14 protein-coding genes and 1 pseudogene are annotated in these 15,146 nt (G+C 71.4%); 9 read left to right on the top strand and 6 right to left on the bottom strand.

The features are described from left to right. Nucleotides 1–183: 183 nt before the first annotated feature. The gene (locus ACFWR9_RS37990; protein ID WP_383850851.1) at nt 184–945 is read left to right on the top strand and encodes an endonuclease/exonuclease/phosphatase family protein; all 762 of its coding nucleotides are present in this window, start codon (nt 184–186) and stop codon (nt 943–945) included. A 22-nt stretch (nt 946–967) separates the two neighbouring features. On the opposite strand, the gene ACFWR9_RS37985 is transcribed toward ACFWR9_RS37990, so the two are convergent. Both ACFWR9_RS37985 and ACFWR9_RS37980 read right to left on the bottom strand, forming a co-directional pair. Beyond that, complete coding sequence (locus tag ACFWR9_RS37985; protein WP_383850848.1) at nt 968–1,582, bottom strand: hypothetical protein; 615 nt, start codon at nt 1,580–1,582, stop codon at nt 968–970. Beyond that, a complete protein-coding gene (locus tag ACFWR9_RS37980; RefSeq protein ID WP_383850846.1) occupies nt 1,575–2,378 on the bottom strand; it encodes an alpha/beta hydrolase in 804 nt (267 codons plus the stop codon). Before ACFWR9_RS37980 ends, ACFWR9_RS37985 begins: the two co-directional genes overlap by 8 nt. A gap of 148 nt (nt 2,379–2,526) precedes the next feature. Here ACFWR9_RS37980 and ACFWR9_RS37975 point away from each other — a divergent pair, with 148 nt between their 5' ends. The 5 genes and pseudogenes from ACFWR9_RS37975 (at nt 2,527) to ACFWR9_RS37955 (ending at nt 6,946) form a co-directional block, all read left to right on the top strand. Then, a complete protein-coding gene (locus tag ACFWR9_RS37975) occupies nt 2,527–3,309 on the top strand; it encodes a lysophospholipid acyltransferase family protein (RefSeq protein WP_383850856.1) in 783 nt (260 codons plus the stop codon). Nucleotides 3,310–3,343: 34 nt separating this feature from the next. Continuing rightward, a complete protein-coding gene (gene macS, locus ACFWR9_RS37970; RefSeq protein WP_383850843.1) occupies nt 3,344–4,585 on the top strand; it encodes a MacS family sensor histidine kinase in 1,242 nt (413 codons plus the stop codon). Further along, nucleotides 4,578–5,255 (top strand): response regulator, encoded by a 678-nt coding sequence (locus tag ACFWR9_RS37965; RefSeq protein WP_383850842.1) that lies wholly within the window; start codon nt 4,578–4,580, stop codon nt 5,253–5,255. Before macS ends, ACFWR9_RS37965 begins: the two co-directional genes overlap by 8 nt. A 303-nt stretch (nt 5,256–5,558) precedes the next feature. Then, nucleotides 5,559–5,878 (top strand): annotated as a pseudogene (locus ACFWR9_RS37960) (6-phosphofructokinase); the annotation flags it as partial. Nucleotides 5,879–5,950: 72 nt separating this feature from the next. Further along, complete coding sequence (locus ACFWR9_RS37955) at nt 5,951–6,946, top strand: 2-hydroxyacid dehydrogenase (protein ID WP_383850839.1); 996 nt, start codon at nt 5,951–5,953, stop codon at nt 6,944–6,946. On the opposite strand, the gene ACFWR9_RS37950 is transcribed toward ACFWR9_RS37955, so the two are convergent. From ACFWR9_RS37950 to ACFWR9_RS37940, 3 genes are all read right to left on the bottom strand, one after another. Continuing rightward, nucleotides 6,898–8,805, bottom strand: a complete 1,908-nt coding sequence (locus tag ACFWR9_RS37950) for an anthranilate synthase family protein (protein ID WP_383850836.1) — start codon at nt 8,803–8,805, stop codon at nt 6,898–6,900. The genes ACFWR9_RS37955 and ACFWR9_RS37950 overlap by 49 nt on opposite strands. Nucleotides 8,806–8,926: 121 nt before the next feature. Beyond that, nucleotides 8,927–8,983 carry a trp operon leader peptide gene (locus ACFWR9_RS37945; RefSeq protein WP_078516689.1) on the bottom strand — a complete coding sequence of 19 codons (57 nt, stop codon included), beginning with the start codon at nt 8,981–8,983 and terminating at the stop codon, nt 8,927–8,929. A gap of 79 nt (nt 8,984–9,062) precedes the next feature. Then, a complete protein-coding gene (locus ACFWR9_RS37940) occupies nt 9,063–11,891 on the bottom strand; it encodes an N-acetylmuramoyl-L-alanine amidase (RefSeq protein ID WP_383850833.1) in 2,829 nt (942 codons plus the stop codon). A 169-nt stretch (nt 11,892–12,060) separates the two neighbouring features. On the opposite strand from ACFWR9_RS37940, the gene ACFWR9_RS37935 reads away from it, so the two are divergent. Continuing rightward, nucleotides 12,061–13,413 carry a class II 3-deoxy-7-phosphoheptulonate synthase gene (locus ACFWR9_RS37935; protein ID WP_383850831.1) on the top strand — a complete coding sequence of 451 codons (1,353 nt, stop codon included), beginning with the start codon at nt 12,061–12,063 and terminating at the stop codon, nt 13,411–13,413. Between the two features lie 163 nt (nt 13,414–13,576). Further along, nucleotides 13,577–13,810, top strand: a complete 234-nt coding sequence (locus ACFWR9_RS37930) for a bacterioferritin-associated ferredoxin (protein WP_307017845.1) — start codon at nt 13,577–13,579, stop codon at nt 13,808–13,810. A gap of 8 nt (nt 13,811–13,818) precedes the next feature. Here the strand turns inward: ACFWR9_RS37930 and bfr are convergent, their stop codons facing one another. Beyond that, nucleotides 13,819–14,304, bottom strand: a complete 486-nt coding sequence (gene bfr / locus ACFWR9_RS37925) for a bacterioferritin (RefSeq protein ID WP_383850828.1) — start codon at nt 14,302–14,304, stop codon at nt 13,819–13,821. 191 nt (nt 14,305–14,495) lie between these two features. Between bfr and ACFWR9_RS37920 the strand changes: the two genes are divergently transcribed. Continuing rightward, nucleotides 14,496–15,143 carry a sulfite oxidase-like oxidoreductase gene (locus tag ACFWR9_RS37920; protein ID WP_383850826.1) on the top strand — a complete coding sequence of 216 codons (648 nt, stop codon included), beginning with the start codon at nt 14,496–14,498 and terminating at the stop codon, nt 15,141–15,143. Nucleotides 15,144–15,146 lie beyond the last annotated feature (3 nt).

Raw genomic sequence — 15,146 nt, 5'->3', positions numbered from 1 at the left:
ACATGTGTGTGGTGGTCTCTTTTTGTAAACCCCCCCCCGCGGCGCCGCGGGGGGGGGCGGGGGCGCGCTGGGGCGGCCCCCCCGCCCCGCGGGCGCGACCAGCCACAACGAACCGGCAGTCGCCCACGAACCCCGCGCCCCGAGCTGTCAGGCGCCAAATCCGCGGTCCCGTAAATTGACCACATGGCAACATCCCTCCCCCCGCTCCCCAACTCCCGTACCGAACCCGACGGTTCCGCCGTCATCCGCGTCCTCAGCTACAACATCCGCTCGATGCGCGACGACACCGACGCCCTCGCCCGCGTCATCGCCGCCTGCGCCCCCGACCTCGTCCTCCTCCAGGAGGCCCCCCGCCTCTTCCGCTGGCGCAAGAAGCTCACCCGGCTCGCCGACGCCTCCGGCCTGGTGCTGCTCTCCGGCGGCGCCCCCGCAGCCGGCCCCGCGCTGCTGTGTTCCCTGCGGGCCACCGTGGAGCGCACCGAGGACGTACTGCTCCCGCTCACGCCCGGCCGGCACCGGCGCGGCCTCGCCACCGCCGTGGTCCGGTTCGGCGGCGCCCGCCTCGGCGTCCTGAGCTGCCACCTGTCCCTGGAGGCGGAGGAGCGCCACGAGCAGGCGGGCCTGCTCCTCGACCGGCTGGCCGGCCTGGGCGTCCCGCACGCGGTCGCGGGCGGCGACCTGAACGAGCGCCCCGGCGGCCGCACCTTCCGGCGCCTCGGCGACGGGCTGCGGGACTGCTGGACCGCCGCGCCCTGGGGCGGCGAGTACACGTTCACACCCACGGCCCCCGACCGCCGCATCGACGCCGTCTTCGTCACCGAGGACGTCGAGGTGCTGGGCTGCGGGGTGCCGCTCGGACTCGCCGGAGTCGCCGAGGCGGACCTGAGGGCGGCCACGGACCACCTCCCGGTCCTGACCGCCCTCCGCGTGCCCGCGACGCCCTGAGCCACGGCGCCCCGGACAGGTCCTAGACCACCGCGCCCCGGCCCGGGTCGTCGTCGTCCTCGTCGCCCGTCCGCATCCGCATGACCAGCGTGGCGAAGCCGCCGAGGAAGCCGCCGATGCTGAGGGTCGTCAGCCACCAGGTCATGTCCCAGCCGAGCACCACCGCCAGCAGGAGCAGCACGGGCCCGCCGAGCACGCCCAGCCAGGCGAACTTCGAGGTGGGGTCCGCCTCGGGCAGCGGCGGTGGCTCGGGCGGCACGAAGTGGCCCTCGTCGTCCTCGTCGAGGTCGTCGTCGGACGGCTCGGGCGGCGTGTGGTCGCGGGGACCGACGCCGGGCGCGAACGCGACGGAGCTGCCCAGCGGCCGGGCCGAGGACGACTGGTCCGGCGCGGGCTTCTCGTCGTTCGTCTCGGGTTCCAGGAGCGCCAGGTCCTCGACCGACTTGAACGGCTTCGCGCCCGGCGGGTCCGGCGGCTCGTCCCCGTACCCGGCGACGATCGCGGCCCAGGCGGCGTCCTCGTCGACGGGCACACCGCCCTGCTCCTCGGGCCCGCGGTCCGCCGCGCGCTCCCGCCCCTCGGCGTGCTCCCGCTCCCGCTCCTCGCGGTCCTCGCGGTCGGAGTCGTGCTCAGCCACCTGCGGCCGTCCCTTCCTTGCCGAGACCGGGCTCCGGTTCCCCGACGGAACCGGGCGCGAGCCGGCCGATGAACGCGACGCTCTCCGCGAAGATCCGGTCCGCATCGTGGTCCAACGTCGCCACGTGGTAGCTCTGTTCCAGCAGGACCTCCGTCACGTCCGTGGACGACACCCGGCCGAGGATCCGCGCCGAGTCGGCCGGCGGCACCACGTGGTCCTGCGGGCTGCGCAGCAACAGCAGCGGCTGCGTCACCTGCGGCAGGTCGCCGTCGGCGAGACGGAAGTACGTGCGCAGCGAGTGCGCCGCGTGCAGCGGCACCCTGTCGTACCCCAGCTCCGAGCCGAGCGGCTTGGCGATGTCGCTGGCGATGCCCTTCGTCGCCGGCAGCAGATGGCGCAGGACCGGCAGGGCGTGCTGGGCGACACCGTGCATCCGGTTCGCCGGGTTGACGACCACGACGCCGGAGACCGCGTCCCCGTGCTTGGCTGCGAGCCGCAGCGCCAGCGCGCCGCCCATCGACAGACCGGCCACGAAGACCCGCGCGCAGCGCTCGCGCAGGGCGCGCAGCTCGCGGTCCACCTCCGCGTACCAGTCCTGCCAGCCGGTGACCTGCATGTCCTGCCAGCGGGTGCCGTGGCCGGGCAGCAGCGGCAGCGCGACAGTCAGGTCGCGGGCGGCGAGATACCGCGCCCAGGGGCGCAGCGACTGCGGGGAACCGGTGAAACCGTGACAGAGGAGGACGCCGGTCTCCCCGCCCTCGTGGCGGAACGGCTCGGCTCCGGGCAGGACCGACACGTCTCGGTCTCCTGTCGTCAGATACTTGCGGGTACTTCACCGTACGCGACCGCACTGACACCGACCAGGGCCGTCGGGGCCATTGACGGTGCCCCGGGATAGGGTCTGACCCACAGACATGGGAGGCAATCGGTTGTTGTACGGCGCGATGAAGGTCACCGTCGGGGGTTCGCTGAAGCTCGCCTTCCGGCCCTGGGTGGAAGGCCTGGAGCACATCCCGGCCGACGGCCCCGCCATTCTGGCGAGCAACCACCTGTCGTTCTCCGACTCGTTCTTCCTGCCCGCCGTCCTCGACCGCAAGGTGACCTTCATCGCCAAGGCCGAGTACTTCAACACTCCTGGGGTCAAGGGGCGGCTGACCGCCGCGTTCTTCAAGGGCGTCGGCCAGCTCCCGGTGGACCGCTCCGGCGTGCGCGGCGCCGGCGAGGCCGCCATCAGGAGCGGCATAGAGGTCCTGGAGCGCGGTGAGCTGTTCGGCATCTACCCCGAGGGCACGCGCTCCCCGGACGGCCGCCTCTACCGCGGCAAGCCGGGCGGTCTCGCGCGCGTGGCGCTGGCCAGCGGCGCGCCCGTGATCCCGGTCGCCATGATCGACACCGAGAAGATCCAGCCGCCCGGCCAGGTGATGCCGAAGCTGATGCGACCCGGCATCCGCGTCGGCCGGCCCCTGGACTTCTCCCGCTACCAGGGCATGGAACACGACCGCTTCGTGCTCCGCGCGGTGACCGACGAGGTCATGTACGAGATCATGAAGCTCTCCGGCCAGGAGTACGTCGACATGTACGCGACCGCGATGAAGCGACAGCTCGCGGACGCGGCCAAGGCCGAGAAGGAGGCGGGCAAGGCGGCGAAGGCCGCGCTCGCCCAGGCGGACAAGACGGAAAAGACGGACAAGGCAGATAAGGCGGAGAAGGACCCGACCGGGTCCTAGCCCGGGACACCGGTCTCCGGGGGAGGGGGGGAGCATGGCCAGGCGCGAGAGAGTCATGCGGATGTCGGTCGAGCAGCCGCTGTGGCGCGCGCTGGCCGGCTACCGCGTGCTGACCATGCTGTACGCGATCGGCTTCTTCGCCACCGCCTACTCCGGCTTCGCCCGCCCCTGGCTCGCCGTCGCCTACTACGCCGTCCTCTTCGTCTGGACCCTCGCCACCCTGCCCAAGGTCGCGGGCGCCGCCGGCTGCACCAAGCGCTTCCTCGCCGCCGACCTCACCATCGCGGTCACCGGCATCCTGCTCACGCCCTTCGCCGACGCCCACGAGCGGGTCATGGACGGCGGCCCCACCCTGCCGTCGATATGGACCGCCGGCTCCGTCCTGGCCTTCGCCATCAAGGGCGGCTGGCGCTGGGCGGCCGTCGCCTCCACCCTGGTCGCCGTCGCCAACCTGGTCGAACGCGGCACCCCCGCCCGCGACACCGTCCACAACGTGATCCTCGTCTGGGTCGCCTCCATCGCCATCGGCTACGTCGTCGAAGTCGCCCGCGCCTCCGAACGCACCCTCGCGCGCGCCCTGGAGATCGAGGCCGCCACCAGGGAACGCGAACGGCTCGCCCGGGACATCCACGACAGCGTCCTCCAGGTGCTGGCCATGGTGCAGCGGCGCGGCGCCGTCATCGGCGGCGAGGCGGCCGAGCTGGGCCGGATGGCCGGTGAGCAGGAGGTGGCGCTGCGCACCCTGGTCTCCGGCGGCCTGGTGCCGGTCTCCCGCGTCTCGGAGGACACCGCCGAGGGCGCGGTCGTCCGGGCGGTGGAGGAACCGGAACGGGAGGCCCCGGACGGCCCCGTCGACCTGCGGGCCCTGCTCGCCCCGTACGCGGGCTCCCTCGTGCACCTCGCCGAGCCGGGCGCGCCGGTCCCGCTGGCCCCGGCCGCGGCGCGGGAGCTCGCGGCGGCCGTGGGGGCCGCCCTGGACAACGTACGCGTGCACGTCGGTGAGCGGGCGCGGGCCTGGATCCTGGTCGAGGACGAGCCCGACGAGGTGATCGTCACCGTCCGGGACGAGGGACCGGGCATCCCGGACGGGCGGCTCGCCGAGGCCGAGAGCGAGGGGCGGCTCGGGGTGGCCCTGTCGATCCGGGGCCGGCTGCGCGAGCTCGGCGGCACGGCCGAACTGATCTCGGTGCCCGGCCAGGGCACGGAGGTCGAACTGAGGGCACCGAAGGAAGCCGGCGGCAGGGCCGCCCGGGGGAAGGCAGCGGACCATGAGTGAACGACGCGATCCGATCAAGGTCATGGTGGTCGACGACCACCCGATGTGGCGCGACGCGGTCGCCCGGGACCTGGCCGAGTCCGGCTTCGACGTGGTCGCCACCGCGGGCGACGGGGACCAGGCGGTGCGCCGTGCCCGGGCCGCCGCGCCCGACGTCCTCGTCCTCGACCTCAACCTGCCCGGCAAGCCCGGCGTCCAGGTCTGCAAGGAGGTCGTCGGCACCGACCCGAAGCTGCGCGTCCTCGTGCTCTCGGCGAGCGGGGAGCACGCCGACGTGCTGGAGGCGGTGAAGTCCGGCGCGACCGGCTACCTGCTGAAGTCGGCGTCCACCGAGGAGTTGCAGGACGCCGTGCGCCGCACGGCCGTCGGTGACCCGGTGTTCACGCCGGGACTGGCCGGCCTGGTCCTGGGCGAGTACCGCCGCCTCGCCTCCGAACCCGCCCCCGCCGCGGGGGCCGACGAACCCGGAGCGCCCCGGCTCACCGACCGGGAGACGGAGGTACTGCGCCTGGTCGCCAAGGGCCTGAGCTACAAGCAGATCGCCGAACGCCTCGTGATCTCCCACCGCACCGTGCAGAACCACGTCCAGAACACCCTGGGCAAGCTCCAGCTGCACAACCGGGTGGAGCTGGTGCGGTACGCGATAGAACGCGGTCTGGACGACGCCTGACCCCACGCGGGACAGTGGCCCCAACCACTCACCCTGGCAAAGGGGGCGAGCACTGGCGATCTGGGACGCCGGGTAGGGCGCCAGTGTCGGCGACGACCACGATCGGGGCGTAGGACGCCCGGAACCGGGAGGTCACCCAGGTGCACACCTGCTCGGGGGATCAGATGACGCGAACGGCCCGGCTCTCGAACGGGGCGGTGTCGCCCTCCAGGTGCCACGCCAGCCGTCCTGGAAGCCGGTGAACCCGTAGCCGTGCTCCAGGACGACCTTGCGGACGACGACCCGGAGGCAGCGTCGAGCCAAGAGGGCGCGATGCCGCGCGACGGCGACATGGTGCTCAAGGACGAGTCGCTCGACTCCTACGGACACGTCCGGCTGTCCGGGGTCGGCGAGTGGCTGGCCAAGCAGATCGAGAAGCGCACCGGCAAGGAGGCCCGCACCACCGTCCTCGGCCACGTCCAGCGCGGCGGCACGCCCAGCGCCTTCGACCGCTGGCTCGACTTCGGCAAGATGGTCGCCCTGCGCGGCACGGACATCGTCCGCGTCCCGATCGCCGACGCCACGGTCCGGCTGAAGACCGTCGACCGAAGCTGTAGGAGGAGGTGGGCGTCTTCTTCGGCTGACCGGCCGCTGACCGGCGACTCCGGGCCGGGAGTCGTATATTCGGCCCGGAGCCCACCGGAAGGGGAGCGGTCATGGAGATCCTGGCCTTCGGCGTCCAGGCCGACGAGCAGCCCCTGATCGAGCGGGCCTTCCGCGACGCCGAAGAGGTCCGCTGCCTGGACGTCTTCCTCAACGAGGACACCGCCCCCATCGCGGCCGGCCACGAGATCGTCTCGACGTCCGTCAACGCCGACCTCGGCGAGGGCGTCCTGGAGATCCTCGCGGCCGGCGGCACCCGGATGGTGGCCCAGCGCTCCACCGGCTTCAACAACATCGACCTGGACACCGCCGAGCGGCTCGGCCTGACCGTGGCGAGGGTGTCGTACTACTCGCCGTACTCGGTCGCCGAATTCGCCTGGGCCCTGGCCATGGCCGTCAACCGCCGGATCGTCCGCGCCTCCACCCGCACCCGCGACTTCGACTTCCGCCTGCACGGCCTGATGGGCCGGGACATGCACGGCCGCACCGCCGGCGTCCTCGGCACCGGCAAGATCGGCGAGGCCTTCGCCCGGATCGCCCACGGATTCGGCATGCGCCTGCTCGGCTGGGACGTCGCCGAGAACCCCGCCTGCGCGGAACTCGGCATGCGCTACGTCCCGAAGGACGAGCTGCTCGCCCGGTCCGATCTGATCACCCTGCACGTCCCGCTGATGGCCGAGACCCGGCACCTGATCGACGCGGTCGCCCTCAAGGCGATGCGCGACGACGCCATCCTGGTCAACTCCAGCCGCGGCGGGCTGATCGACACCGCCGCGCTCGTCGGCGAACTGCGCGCGGGCCGCTTCGCGGGCGTGGGCCTGGACGTCTACGAGGCGGAGGCGGGCCTGTTCTTCCTCGACAAGTCCCTGGAACCCGTCGAGGACGACACCCTGGCCCGCCTCGTCACCTTCCCGAACGTCCTGGTGACCTCGCACCAGGCGTACTACACCGAGGACGCGGTCGGCCAGATCGTCGACGCGACGGCGCGCAACGTCCTCGACTACCGGGAGGGCCGCCGCTCGGAGAACGTGCTGGTGCCGCGCAGCTGACCGGCCAGCTCCCGGACGATCGCGGCACCGTTCAGCGTCAGCACCGACTCCGGGTGGAACTGCACCGAGGCGAACCCCGCGGAGCGCAGCGCGTGCACCTCGCCGTTCGCGGCGCGGCTCACCTCGATGCCGTGCGCGGCCAGCTCGGCGGCCGTCCCGTCGTCGCAGTGCGCGGTGAAGCTGTTGTAGAAGCCGACCGTCTCGCGCCGCCCGAAGAGGTCGATCTCCGTCTGTGCCCCCTGGTACGGCACCTCCTTGCGGACGATGTCAAGACCCAGCTCCGCCGCGATCAGCTCGTGCCCGAGGCAGACCCCGAGGACGCCGTGCCGGTGCTCCCGGATCACCTCGGAGGCCAGGGCGCGCAGGAAGCGCATCTTCGGGTCGCCGGGGTCCGACGGGTCACCGGGTCCTGGCCCCAGGACCACCGGCCCCTCGTGCCCGAGCACCGCCTCGCGCAGGCCCGGTTCGTCGTACCGCCGCACGCTCACCGCGAGCCCCGAGGAGCGCAGCAGGTGCGCGAGCATCGCCGTGAAGGTGTCCTCGCCGTCGACGACCAGGGCGTGCCCGGTGAGCGCGTCGGACGGTTCCTGCATCCGCAGCCAGAACGGGGCCAGCGAGGCCCGGCGCCCGTCCAGCGCCGCCCGCACCCGAGGGTCGTCGGCCAGCTTCGGCCGACCCGCCTCCGCACGCGGCCGGGAAGGGCGTACGCCCAGCGCCGCCAGCACCCCGGCCGCCTTGGCGTGGGTCTCCGCGACCTCGCCCGCCGGGTCCGAGCCGCGCACCAGCGTGGCGCCGACCGGCACCCGCAGCCGCCCGTCGGCGTCGATGTCGGCGGTACGGATCAGGATGGGGGAGTCGAGGGTCTGGGCGCCGGCGGAATCCCGCCCCAGCAGCGCCAGCGCGCCCGCGTAGTAGCCACGGCCCACACCGTCCCGCCCGAGGGGCTCGTATCGCTCGATGACCCGGCAGGCGTTCTGCACCGGCGAGCCGGTGACCGTCGCCGCGAACATCGTCTCCTTCAGCACCTCCCGCACGTCCAGCGAGGAACGGCCGCGCAGTTCGTACTCGGTGTGGGCGAGGTGCGCCATCTCCTTGAGCCGCGGCCCGACCACGACACCGCCCATGTCGCCGACGGTGCACATCATCTTGAGCTCCTCGTCGACGACCATCGACAGCTCCTCGATCTCCTTGCCGTCGGCCAGGAAGCGGAGCAGGTGCTCGAGGGTCGGTCCTTCGGCGGGGTAGCGGTACGTCCCGCTGATCGGGTTCATGACGACCGTGCCGCCGGACATCCGCACGTGCACCTCGGGGCTCGCCCCGACCAGCGTGCGCTCCCCGGTGTGCACGACGAAGGTCCAGTACGCGCCCCGCTCGCCCGCCAGCAGCCGCCGGAACAGGGCCAGCGCGTCGGCCCGTCCGAAACCGGGGATGCGGCCCTCGTACGTCCGCCGGATCACGAAGTTGGCGCCCTCACCGCGCCCGATCTCCTCGTCCAGCACCCGCCCGACGATCCGCCCGTACTCCTCGTCACCGACGTCGAACCCGCCGCCCTCGACGCGGACGTCGTGCGCGGGGAGCCCGTCGAGGGCGTCGGCGAGCGGGATGTCGTACCGCTCCTCGGGGGTCAGCACCAGCAGCGGCGTACCGTCGTCGCGGACGTCGAAGCCGCGCTCCCGGATCTGCCGGAACGGGACGAGGGCCAGCCCCTCGTCGGGCAGGTCGGCGAGTCTGTCGTGCTCGGTCACCGGGCCGAGCAGCAGCTCCACGGTGTCGTGATCGTGGCCCGGCGCGCGGCGGCGGAGCAGGGCGAACGGGCGGGAGTCGGTCAGCAGGCGGTCGAGCGCCGTCAGCGCGGTCATGGGGCGGTGTCTCCCTCTGGGTCTCTCGTCGAGACTCCGGGTGGGGAGGGACGGGCCCGGTCGCGGAAACACCGAAGGCCGCCCCTCGGGCGGCCTTCGCGAAGTCTTACGTCACGCGCAGTCAGCGGGCCGCCGGATGAGCGGTCCACCACCAGTTCTGGGTCGAGTGCGCGAACATGCCGCAGACCCTACTGCATCCGCGCGCGGCGCCGCGGCACATCCCGGGATCCGGGACGCCCGCGGCGCCGACTGTCACGTCAGACGATCATGTTGTACGTGTTCCAGCCGCCGCCGACCCTGGCGCGGGCCTTGAACGGCGCGGAGGCGCTGCCGGTGCCCTGGTAGAACCAGAGCACGCCGTCCTTGTCGCGGGCGACGAGGTCGGGCACGCCGTCCCGGTTCAGGTCGCTCGGGCCGCGCAGCACGTCGTAGACGTACCAGCCGCCGCCGACCCGGATGCGGCCCTCGAACACGGCCGACGCGTCACCGGTGCCCTTGTAGAGCCACAGGACACCGCTCTTGTCGCGGGCGACCAGGTCCGGCTTTCCGTCACCGGTGAGGTCGCCCGTGTCGGTGATCGTGTCGTAGACGGACCAGCCGCCGCCGATCCTGGACCGGCTCTCGAAGGGCGCGGAGGTGGTGCCGGTGCCCTTGTAGAGCCAGAGCACGCCGCTCTTGTCGCGGGCGATGAGGTCCGGCCTGCCGTCACCCGTGAGGTCCCGGGCGCCGGTGATCGTGTCGTAGACCGACCAGCCGCCGCCGACCCGGCTGCGGGACTCGAAGGGCTCCGTCATGTCGCCGCTGCCCTTGTAGTACCAGAGCACGCCGCTCTTGTCGCGGGCCACCACGTCGCCGGTGCCGTTCGCACGCAGCGCCGTCAGCGTCGTCACCGCGTTGTAGGTGTTCCAGCCGCCGCCGATGCGGAAGCGGCCGAAGAACGGCGAGGACGCGCTGCCGGTGCCCTGGTACTGCCACAGCACGCCCGACGAGTCCCGGCCGAGGATGTCGTACCGGTCGGTGCCCGGGTCGGGTGCGGTGCCCTTGACCAACTGGACGTCGGCCGCGCGTACATAGCCGAGGCGGTGGTTGTAGCGGATCGGGTAGAAGGTGGTGTCGCCCACGACCACCGTGCGCGAGCCTTCGCCAGAACCGTCGATGTTGCCGCTGTTGTAGTACGAGCCCTTCATGGCCCCACCGGCCAGGGCGTACTTCTGACCGGCGAGGACGCCGTACTTGGTCAGCGACTCGTTGTTCTTGCTCTGGACCGGCACTCCGGTGCCCGTGTAGGCGCTGTCCTCGGGGTAGGCGCGCCCATACACCGGGACGGAGCCCGCCCCCGCCTTGGGCGCGACGACGTCCGGTGTGCCGACGGCGGTGGCGAACTGGCCGCCCCGGTTGTAGAACCAGGCCTTCTTGCCGCCGTACCAGATGGCCGTCCAGTCCTGCCGCGCCTCGGCGACGACGTACTCGCCGCCGGCCAGGACCTTGTTGCCCCAGTTCCAGCCCTCGGTCCAGGTCTGGCTGCCCAGGTACGGGTCGGTGAGGGTGGCCGAGCCGGTGGACGGTGAGGAGTACAGGTACGTGAAGTTGGCAGGCTGCTTGGGAACCGCGGAGCCGCCGTTGGTGACCTTCGGCTGGTTGGCCGTGGTGAACGGCGGAACGACGCGGATCACCTGGCCGGCCTTGTACGGGCCGCCCGGGCCCTCGGCGCCGGTGGGGGCGCCCAGCAGGCCCATGTAGTGGTTCCAGTCCCAGAACGGGCCCGGGTCCCAGTGCTGGGACTTCACGTTGCCGTCCAGGACGCCCGGTATCTCGTCGTGGCCGATGATGTGCTCACGGTCCAGCGGGATGTCGTACTTGCCGGCCAGGTACTTCACCAGCGCGGCCGAGGACTCGTACTGCGGCTCGGTGTACCAGCTGCCGTCCTTGATCGCGTAGCCCTCGTGCTCGATGCCGATCGAGTGCATGTTGAGGGTCTTGTTGGCCGCGTGCCACGCCTCGTTCTTCGTCTCGACCATCTGGGTGACCAGACCGTCGGAGGCGCGGATCAGGTAGTGGGCGCTGGCGTACGACAGGGAGTTCTGGAAAACGCCCAGGGCGCTGCCGTAGCTGCCCTCCGTGTCGTGGATCACGATCGAGGTGATCTCGTGGCCGGCCGTGGGGCGGCTCGCGACGTTGTAGTTGCCCCAGTCGTCGATGCCGCCGTTCTGCTTGTAGGCGGCAGGACGGAAGTCGCAGTTCAGGCCTGACGGGCACTCGGGGGCCGGGGCGGCGGAGGCCGCGGCGAGCTCCAGGTCCGTCGTCTTCTTCGGCTCCACCGCCGGGTCGGCCGGCAGGGTGAGGGACTGGCCGTCGGCGGTGACCCGCTTCTCACCGGTCTTGATCGAGTCGAACACGCGCTGCGCGAAGAGCTGCGCACCCTTGTGGTCCGGGGCCTGGCTGGCGCGGGCCACGGCCGGGTACCAGGCGCCGGGGTCCTCGGACAGCGAGCCGGTGGCGTCCTTCTGGTACTTGGCCAGCAGCGCGGCGCCCGCCCGGATGCTCTCGCCGGTGTCGCTCTGCACCTTCTCGGCCGACGTGTCGATGAGGCCGGCCGCCTCGTCCAGGGTGTGCAGCCGCGGGTCTTCGGTGTCGACGGGCTCCTCGTCGAGGCTCTTGAGCGCCTTGTCGGCGTCGAAGTGCTTCTCGACGACCGGGTCGCCGCTGCGGTTCATGTGCTCGAGCCGGTGCTCGCGCTCCTCGGCGGTGTCCTTGTTCTCCAGGCTGTCCGCGTCGACGTCCGTGAGCCCCATGACGTTGTACGCGCCGGTGGTGCTCGGCAGCCCGTCGTGGTCCTCCCAGCGCGTCTGCCGGTACGAGACCGCCATCAGCACGCTCTGCGGGACGTCGAACTCCTCGGCGGCCTGCTCGAACTCCGTCTGCAGACGGGCCCCCGGGGGCCCGGCGGCCTCGGCGGCGTCCGAGCCCAGGAGGCCCGGCGAGGCCAGGGCCAGGGTGCCGGCCGTGGCGGCGGCGGCCACCACCGAGGCGACGCCGTAGACGAGCAGTCTCTTCTTCTTGCGGTCTCTTCGGTGATCCGCGCTCAAAACCCCACCCCGGTATGCGCTCGATATGAACATGTATGTGAGTTGTCTGTGATTCAAACTCTGGAGGCGCGTGAGGTTACCAACCCGGCCGGGGCGGCCCGCACCGGGGTCCCGTCTCATCTGTCGAGCCAGGCGCGGACCGCGGGTCCGGACCCCGTAGGGTTGAGGGGTGACCGTGAACGCTAAGACCAGCCCGAGCGCTGGCAACACCTGGCGAGACCTGCCCGCGGCGCAGCAGCCCGAGTACCCCGACACCGAGGCTCTGCGCGCAGTGATCGCGGACCTCGAGTCGTATCCGCCGCTCGTCTTCGCGGGCGAGTGCGACCAGCTGCGCGCCCGGATGGCGGCCGTCGCCAAGGGAGAGGCGTTCCTCCTCCAGGGCGGCGACTGCGCCGAGGCCTTCGACGGCGTGTCCGCGGACCACATCCGCAACAAGCTGAAGACGCTGCTCCAGATGGGCGCCGTGCTGACGTACGCCGCGTCCGTGCCCGTGGTGAAGGTCGGCCGGATCGCCGGCCAGTACTCCAAGCCGCGCTCCAAGCCGACCGAGACCCGCGACGGCGTGACCCTGCCGACCTACCGCGGCGACTCGGTCAACGGCTTCGACTTCACCGAAGAGGCCCGGATCCCGGACCCCGAGCGGCTCAAGCGCATGTACCACGCCTCGGCCTCCACGCTGAACCTGGTGCGCGCCTTCACCACCGGCGGCTACGCCGACCTGCGCCAGGTACACGCCTGGAACCAGGACTTCGTGAAGTCGTCCCCGTCCGGGCAGCGCTACGAGCAGCTGGCCCGCGAGATCGACAGCGCGCTGAACTTCATGCGGGCCTGCGGCACCGACCCGGAGGAGTTCAAGACCGTCGAGTTCTTCTCCTCGCACGAGGCGCTGCTGCTCGACTACGAGTCGGCCCTCACCCGTGTCGACTCCCGCACGGGGCAGCTGTACGACGTCTCCGGGCACATGGTGTGGATCGGCGAGCGCACCCGGCAGCTGGACCACGCGCACATCGAGTTCGCCTCGCGGATCCGCAACCCGATCGGCATCAAGCTCGGTCCCACGACGGCGGCCGAGGAGGCGCTCCAGTACATCGAGCGTCTCGACCCGGAGCGTGAGCCGGGCCGGCTGACCTTCATCGTCCGCATGGGCGCAGACAAGATCCGCGACCGGCTCCCCGAGCTGGTGGAGAAGGTCACCGCCTCCGGCGCGACCGTCGCCTGGATCACCGACCCGATGCACGGCAACACCTACGAGGCGGCCTCCGGGCACAAGACCCGCCGCTTCGACGACGTGCTCGACGAGGTCAAGGGCTTCTTCGAGGTCCACAAGTCGCTCGGCACCCACCCGGGCGGCATCCACGTGGAGCTGACCGGCGACGACGTCACCGAGTGCGTGGGCGGCGGCGACGAGATCTTCGTCGACGACCTGCACCAGCGCTACGAGACGGCCTGCGACCCCCGGCTCAACCGCAGCCAGTCGCTCGACCTGGCGTTCCTGGTGGCGGAGATGTACCGGGACCAGTGAGGCCGCGCCCCTTACGGGCGGTGAAATGGGGCGCGGGTCACATGCGATCCGCGCCCCCTCCACTTTTGCCGACCTGGCCTGATGGGTAAGGTTAGGTTTGCCTCACCGATCAGTCGGGTCCTCCGGTCGTCGGTACGGCACGACCTTGTACCCCGCCCGGGAGGTGAACCGCGTGTTCGTCTGCAGCTGCTTCGGTGTCACCGAGGAACAGGTGAAGAGCCACGCGGACGCCGGTGCGTGCACGCCCCGGCAGATCGCGTCCGCCTGCAAGGCCGGCACCGACTGCGGTGGCTGCGTACGCCGCATCCAGGCGCTGCTCGGCCGCGGCGCCTGCCCCCGCCGAAGCCTGGCCGACCAGGGCGAACCGGCACTCGCGGAGCTTCCGGAAGCGGCCTAGGGCCGGCTCTAGGCGTCCGGCTGGGACTGCTCGATCACCGTCGACAGGTACAGCGACTCGCCCAGCTTCTCAATCAGGTCGAGCTGGGTCTCCAGGTAGTCGATGTGGTGCTCCTCGTCGGCGAGGATCGCCTCGAAGACGTTGGCCGACGTGATGTCGTGCTTGGCCCGCATCACCTCGATGCCCCGGCGCAGCCGGTCGATCGCCTCGACCTCGACCTCCCGGTCGGCCTGGAACATCTCGGTCACGCTCTGGCCCACTCGCACGTGGAACAGCCGCTGGTAGTTCGGCAGGCCGTCCAGGAGCAGGATGCGGTCGGTGAGCACCTCGGCGTGGCGCATCTCGTCGAAGGACTCCGCACGCGTGTACTTCGCGAGCTTGGTCCAGCCCTTGTGGTCCTGCAGCTTCGCGTGCAGGAAGTACTGGTTGATCGCCGTGAGCTCGGCGGTCAGCTGCTCATTCAGGAACTCGATGACCTCGGGGTCGCCCTGCATCGCTTGACGCTCCTTAAAACGGGAACTGGCCTGTTGCGCCGCATGATTGCACCGGCATCGAAGATCGTCCAGTAAGTGTTGACTTAGTAAGTAAGTACAGGCTTAGTCGATTTTGTTGATATTTTTCCTGTTTACCCGAATGTAAGTGGGGTGGGTCAAGGGCATCGGTCCGGGTCTGTCAGGATGGAGACATGGGTCAGCCGGCGGGAAACGAATCGGGGGAAGACGGTTCGGAAGGAGCGTCCTCGTTCGAGCTCCCACCGGGACAGCGCCTCCAGCGCGGCTGGCCGGTCACGCACTACGGACCGGTCCCCAAGTTCCGCCCCGAGCGCTGGGAGTTCCGGGTCTTCGGCGCCACCGCCGACGGTGAGAAGCGCGACTGGACCCATGAGGAGTTCACCGCCCTGCCGTACACCACGGTCGTCGCCGACCTGCACTGCGTCACGAAGTTCAGCATGCTCGGCGCCGAGTGGGGCGGGGTGCCCGCCGCCACGATCCTGGACCTCGCGCCGCCCGCCCCGGCCGTCACCCACGTGATGGTCTGGGCCGAGTACGGCTTCAGCTCCAACCTCCGGCTGGCCGACTTCGCCGCCGAGCGCGCCCTCTTCGCCACCCACAAGGACGGCGAACTGCTCACCGCCGAGCACGGCTTTCCGCTGCGGCTGATCGTCCCCCACCTGTACGCGTGGAAGGGCCCCAAGTGGGTCCGCGGCATCGAGTACATGACAGCCGACCGGCGCGGCTTCTGGGAGGAGCGCGGCTACCACAACATCGGCGACCCGTGGCGGGAGCAGCGCTACTCCTACCAGGAGGAACCCGGGGACGGCCCCGAGCTCTGATCC

The sequence above is a fragment of the Streptomyces sp. NPDC058534 genome, assembly GCF_042717365.1.
In the GTDB taxonomy this organism is placed as follows: domain Bacteria; phylum Actinomycetota; class Actinomycetes; order Streptomycetales; family Streptomycetaceae; genus Streptomyces.
This window is presented reverse-complemented; position numbering and strand designations above follow the sequence as displayed.